Source organism: Fundidesulfovibrio sp. (assembly GCF_058402725.1).
This window is the reverse complement of the sequence record NZ_JBZVFJ010000178.1, coordinates 1-5,884: the sequence shown is the minus strand read 5'-3', so window position 1 is coordinate 5,884 and position 5,884 is coordinate 1. Positions and strand designations below refer to the sequence as shown.

The 5,884-nt window shown below is 68.6% G+C and carries 4 protein-coding genes; all 4 read right to left on the bottom strand.

Going from position 1 to position 5,884, the window contains the following annotated elements; genetic code table 11:
- The coding region (locus ACV4UX_RS16695; RefSeq protein ID WP_491594414.1) for a PAS domain-containing protein at positions 1-1,431 on the bottom strand (1,431 nt) is incomplete at its 3' end.
- A gap of 116 nt (positions 1,432-1,547) precedes the next feature.
- Positions 1,548-2,867 (bottom strand): histone deacetylase family protein, encoded by a 1,320-nt coding sequence (locus tag ACV4UX_RS16690; protein WP_491594413.1) that lies wholly within the window; start codon positions 2,865-2,867, stop codon positions 1,548-1,550.
- The gene (locus tag ACV4UX_RS16685) at positions 2,861-4,540 is read right to left on the bottom strand and encodes a hydantoinase/oxoprolinase family protein (RefSeq protein ID WP_491594412.1); all 1,680 of its coding nucleotides are present in this window, start codon (positions 4,538-4,540) and stop codon (positions 2,861-2,863) included. The genes ACV4UX_RS16690 and ACV4UX_RS16685 overlap by 7 nt, the downstream gene beginning before the upstream one ends.
- 59 nt (positions 4,541-4,599) lie before the next feature.
- Positions 4,600-5,760, bottom strand: coding sequence for a NupC/NupG family nucleoside CNT transporter (locus ACV4UX_RS16680; protein WP_491594411.1), 1,161 nt, complete (start codon positions 5,758-5,760; stop codon positions 4,600-4,602).
- Between the last annotated feature and the right edge of the window lie 124 nt (positions 5,761-5,884).

The following is a 5,884-nucleotide window of genomic DNA, read 5'->3' as shown; positions in this document are numbered from 1 at the left end:
CAACTGGAGTTGGGCTTCCTTGAGCTCCGACACGTCGAACACCAGCACGTAGAAGCCGCGCACGCGCTCCCGGTCCACGTCCGGGATGTAGTGGACCAGGGTGTAGCCCGTGGACCCGTCCGCGCGCGTGAGCGTGCGCTCGAACTGCTGGCGTTCGCCCCGCAGCGCGGCGCTGATGAAGGGCTCGTTCTTTTGGAAGAGGTCATCGCCCAGCAGGTCGCGGATGTGGATGCCGCGCATCTGCCCGGGCGTTCTGCCGAACCATTCCAGATAGGCCGAGTTGGCGTAGGCGCAGCACAGGTTCTCGTCCCAGTAGCCCACCATGCCGGGGATGCTGTCCGTGAGGGTGCGCAGGAAGCGTTCCCGGTCCACCAGGGCCTGGGCGGTGCGCTCCTGGAGCCTGTCGAACTGGCGGCGGCTGCGCTGGTAGAGGGCCAGCCCCAGGCAGGACGCCAGGACCAGCAGGGCGTAGGCTCCGGCGTAGCGTACCACCGACGTGCGCCACCCCGCCAGGATGGCCCCGGGGTCGCGCGCGACGGCCACCACCAGGGGATGGCTCAGGTGAAGGGCCCTGGGCTGGATGGAGCGGGCCACCAGGAGCATGCGTTGCCCCGTGGCGTGGACGGTGTCCAGGAAGGCGTTCTGCTCCCGGCTGCTCTCCATGTGGCGGGTGAAGAGGGTGCCGGGCGTGAGGAGGTTTCTGCCCTCAACGTCCTTCCGCAGGGGGGAGACAAGGAACACCGTCCCCTGGCCGTGCACGAGCATGGACCACATGTCCGGGGCGTAGAGCACGGAGTCGAGCAGGGGGAGGAAGTAGGCCGGGTCCAGGCTGGCGGCGATGACGCCGATGAAGCGTCCCTGAGCGTCGTCGATGCGCAGCGAGATGGTGATCACCCAGGCCCCCAGGGAGGTCCGATAGGGCTGGGAGACGTGGAGGGTGTCCGGATTCCGGTCCAGGGCGGTGCGGCGGAAGTAGTCCCGGTCGCCGAAGTTCTGTCCGCTGAGCCCCGGCAGGTTGGCGGCCCGGATCGTTCCTTGCGCGCCGAGCAGGATCAGGGCGCGTACGCCGGGGATGGCGTCGCCGAGGGTTTTGAACCGGGTGTCGAGGTTCCCCTTGATGTCTCCAGAGGCCCACTCGGCCCGCATGTCCTTGAGCACCGCGTCCAGGGCCTTGAGTTCCGTAGTCACGATCTGTTCGACCACATGCGCCTGATTGATCAGGCGGTTTTCTTCCGAAGCGAGCAGATTCCTGCGGTCCTTGTAGAGATTGTAGATGATCAGCGAAGCGAAGGCCAGAAGGCCGGCAAAGAGCGCGAACCAGCGCCAAGCATAGGAGACTTTGAAGAACGGCCCTTCCCTGCCCGGTTCTCGCGGGTCGAGGAAAGACGCCGGTCCCTGGGGGCCGCCGTCCGGGGAAAGGTCGGAGTGCATGCTTAGGCGACAGTAGACCATGCCGGGGCGGCAGGTCCAGGGGAAGACGCACGGTGGTTTGCATTGCCCGCGCGGGCGATTGCGTTGCCCGCTGAGGCGGGGAGCATGCCGCAGCGCTAGATGAGCACGCGCTTCACGGCCTTGCCGGGGCGGTCCACAAGCATGGCGCGGCGGTAGTTCCGGGAGCGCTGGCCCGTCTCGAACTCCTCGTGGCCGCGCTCGCGGCAGGCGTCGCAGGCTCCCGGGGGGATCTGCACGCCCAGGCACAGGGGGCCGGAGTCGGCCCGGCTCTCGATGGACACCACCCCGGAGCAGTCCGGGCACAGGAGCACCTTCTCGCGCTGGCGCTCGAAGATTGCGTCGGTGTCGTAGTGGACCTCCTTCTCGCGCACGAACCATTCGCCCTCGGCCTTGCCGTGCTTGGGCATGGCGGGCGGGTCCAGGAAGTAGCTCATGAGCTGGTCGGAGAGGGAGAGGGTGTAGTCGGTGACGCGCTGCTCCTGCTTCACGCGCTCCGGGTCGTACTGGGGCTCCACCACGCCGGAGGCGTCGATGCCGGCCATGGCCAGACAGATGCCCAGGTTCACGTAGGGCAGCGCGCCCTGGATGGAGTAGCCGCCCTCCAGCACCGCGATGTCCGCGCCGAGCCTGCGCGTGAGCTCCGCATAGCCCTGGGCCGTGAAGTTCATGTTGGTGATGGGGTCGGAGAAGTGGTTGTCCTGCCCGGCGGAGTTGATGACGATCTCGGGCTTGAAGCGCTCGATGAGCGGCAGCACGACGTGGTCGATCATGTGCAGGATGCCCTGGTCGCCCGTGCCTGGCAGCAGCGGGATGTTGCAGGTGGTTCCCATGGCCGTGGGGCCGCCCAGCTCGTAGGGAAAGCCGGACCCGGGATAGATGGTGCGCCCGTCCTGGTGCAGGGAGATGAAGAGCACGTCCGGGTCGTGCCAGTAGACGTCCTGAGTGCCGTCTCCGTGGTGGCAGTCGGTGTCCACGATGGCGATGCGGCGCACGCCGTAGCGCTCGCGCAGGGTTTCCACCATCACGGCTTCCACGTTCACGGTGCAGAAGCCGCGCGTGCCGTGCACCACCTTCATGGCGTGGTGGCCCGGGGGGCGCACCAGGGCGAAGGCCCGGCGGGCCTCGCGCTCCATCACCAGCCTGGCGGCGCGCATGGCCCCGCCCGCGCTCACCAGGTGGGAGCTGGTAAGCACCTCCTCCACGCCGGGGAAGGTGAAGTGGGCCAGATCCACGTCGTGGGCCAGGGCCACGTCGGGCTTGTATTCGCGCACTCCGGGGATGTCGAAGAGGCCTTCCTCGCGCAGCTGGTCCTGTGTGTAGAGCAGGCGCTCCTGGCGCTCGGGGTGCGTGGGGCTGATGGCCCAGTCGTAGGCCGGGAAGAAGACCACGCCCAGGGTGTCGGCGGCTTTCAGCATGGATGTCTCACGGCCTCGCGGTAGCCGGGCAGCACGCCGGGCTTCACCTGGCATTTCACGCGGATGGAGCGGCCCACCAGCTCGCCGTCCTCCACCATGTTGAAGCTCTGCGCCTCAAGGGTCTCCACCAGGGCCTCGGGGTCGGCCACGCCCAGTTGGGTGAGGTAGTCTCCCAGGCGCTGGGCCGCGTCGGCCTGGGCCTCTTCCAGCGAATAGGTGCGGGGCACGTCCTGCTCCACGTCCAGGCCCGGGATGAGCATGCGCCCGCGCTGGGTGTCCGCGAAGAGTTCCGCAGAGAGCGTGGGGCGCGAGAGCGCCGCGCCGATGGCGTTGGCCACCGCGTAGCCCTCGGGCACCACCACTTCTTCCGGGAACACCTCGGACAGGAGCGCTTCCAGGGCCTTGGCCGGGCCGCCCATCACATACACCCGCGAGGGGGCCACCCGCTTGCCCTCCAGCAGTTCATAGATGGTGTACACGGGCCGGTCGTTCACGGCGCGCGTGAGCTCGATCACCGCCGCGCGGATGCTCGTCACCGCCGCCAGGGCCGCGTCCTGGGCCAGGGTCTCCCCGTCCATGTTGTTGGCCCGGGCCAGCTCGTTCACGCCCCGGCGCGAGGCCGACACGTCGCCCAGCTCCGCCCTGCCCAGGACGTTGAGCGCGTCCGTGAGCGTGGGCCGCTCGCCACCCTCGGCCATGGACGGACCCAGCCTGCGCGGCCCGACGCGCACCTGGCCTTCCAGCACCGAGAGCGCCGAATCGCCCCCCACGCCGATGGAGCGCGTCTTGAGCGCGCGCACCAGCGTGGGACGCCCCGAAATCACCGCGCCGTCGGGCTCGATGAGCGGCGCGCCCTCGGCGAAGAGCGCGATGTCCGTGGTGGTGCCGCCGATGTCCAGGATCACCGAGTCTTCCGCGATGTCGCACACGGCGATGATGCCCATCACCGACGCCGCCGGACCCGACAGGATGGACTCCACCGGGAACGAGCGCGACACCGAAAGCGGCATGGTGCCCCCGTCGGCCTTGAGGATGTTCACCTGGCCCATGAGCCCGAAATCGAGCGCCGCGCGCTGCACAGCGTCCGCGAAGCGGTTGAACACCCGCCACACCGAGGCGTTGCACGCCGCCGTGTGGATGCGCCGGGGAAAGCCCAGCTGTCCGGAAAACTCGTGACCGCAGCTCACGAAGTCGGCCTGGGGGTGCACCACCGCGCGCAGCGACTCCTCGAACTCGGGGTTGCGCGGGGAGAATTTGCTCACGCAGGCGTAGACGCTCACGTGGGCGGCCTTGCAGCGCGCCGCGTGCTCGCAGGCCAGCACGTCGTCCAGGGGCATGGTCACGCGGCCGCGGTGGTCGGTGCAGCCGGGGATCACGGCGTAGTGGTCGCCCACGGCGTAGGCCCGGGCGTCGATGCCGGGACCTGCCGACACGAACACGCCCACAGGCTCCGTGAGCCCCTCCACGATGGCGTTGGTGGATAACGTGGTGGAAAGATTGAGCCGCGAGATGGCCTTTGCCCCGGCCTTGGGCGCGATGGCCGTGAGCACCTCGCGGATGGAGCGCATCAAATCGCCGTGATGGGTCTTGGCCTTGGCCCAGGCCAGCAAGCCCTTCCTGCACACCAGCACGGCGTCCGTGTGCGTGCCCCCCACGTCGATGCCCATGAGCATTGGTGACCCCTACCACGTTCGAACGGCGAACACCATCGTCAAGTCGCTCCCCGGACGGCCTAGGAGAAGAGCACCCCCACCACCGCGCCCGTCATGAGCGAGGCGATCACGCCTGCGGCCAGGGCCCGCATGCACAGGGACGCCACCTGCGCCCGGCGCTCCGGCATGAGCGAACCCATCCCGCCGATGATGATGCCCACGCTGCCCAGGTTGGCGAAGCTGCACATGGCGTACGCCAGAATCAGCCGCGTGCGCTCCGACAAGGCCTCCTGCGGCAGGTTCGCCATCTGGAAAAAGGCGATGAACTCGTTGAGCACCACCTTCACGCCCAGAAGGCTCCCCGCCGTGTGCGCCTCGGCCCACGGCACGCCCAGCAGCCACGCCGCCGGGGCCATCACCCAGCCCAGCATCCGCTCCAGGGTGAGCGGCGCGCCCAGCACCGCAGGGCCGAACCCCAGCACGATGTTCACCAGCTTCACCAGCGCGATCATGGCGATGAGCATGGCCAGGATGTTCAAGTAGAGCTGCATGCCGTCCCACGCGCCCTTGGCCACCGCGTCCATGGCCCCCGCCGGGGCGTGGATCACCGAGGCCGTCAGGATATGGCCCAGCGAATCGGGAATCACGCTGCCCAGCACCCCGGCGTAGAGCATGAGCATGGTGCCCGCGATGCACGAAAGCCCCGTGGCCATCAGCGCGAACAGTTCGCTCTCGGTAAGCCGCGTCAGGTACGGGCGGATCAGGAGCGGGGCCTCTATCATCCCCAGGAAGATCGTGCCCGCCGCGCCCACGCCCAGCGCCCCGCCGATGCCCATGGTCTTGCCCAGCACCCAGGAGAAGCCCCGCACCACGCGCGGCAGGATGCCCCAATGGTACAGCAGGCCCGCCAGGGCCGCGATCACGATCACCAGCGGCAGGGCCTGGAACGCCAGGATGAAGCTTCCCCCCGGCTTCAACTCCGAAAACGGCACCGCGCCGCCGCCCAGATACCCGAACACGAACGTCGTGCCCTCGCGCGTGGCGTCCTCCATGGCCAGCACCACGCTGTTGAGCGCCATGAACAGGCCCTTGAACGCCGACACCTTGAGCATCAGCCCCGCAATCACGAACTGCAACGCCACGCCGCCCAGCAGCATCCGCCACGGCACGCGCGTGCGGTCCCGGCTCAAGAGCCAGGCGATGAAGATGAGGACGATGAGGCCGAAGACGCTTTGCAGCATGGATCACTCCTGAGTGCGCATTCGGAACGAGGACAACGTACAAGCGGGAATTCGCGGCTTTGCGCGAATTCCCGCGCGACAGGCGGCGCAGCCGCAAAGGCCTTGCCAGCCGGTCCCGGGGGGG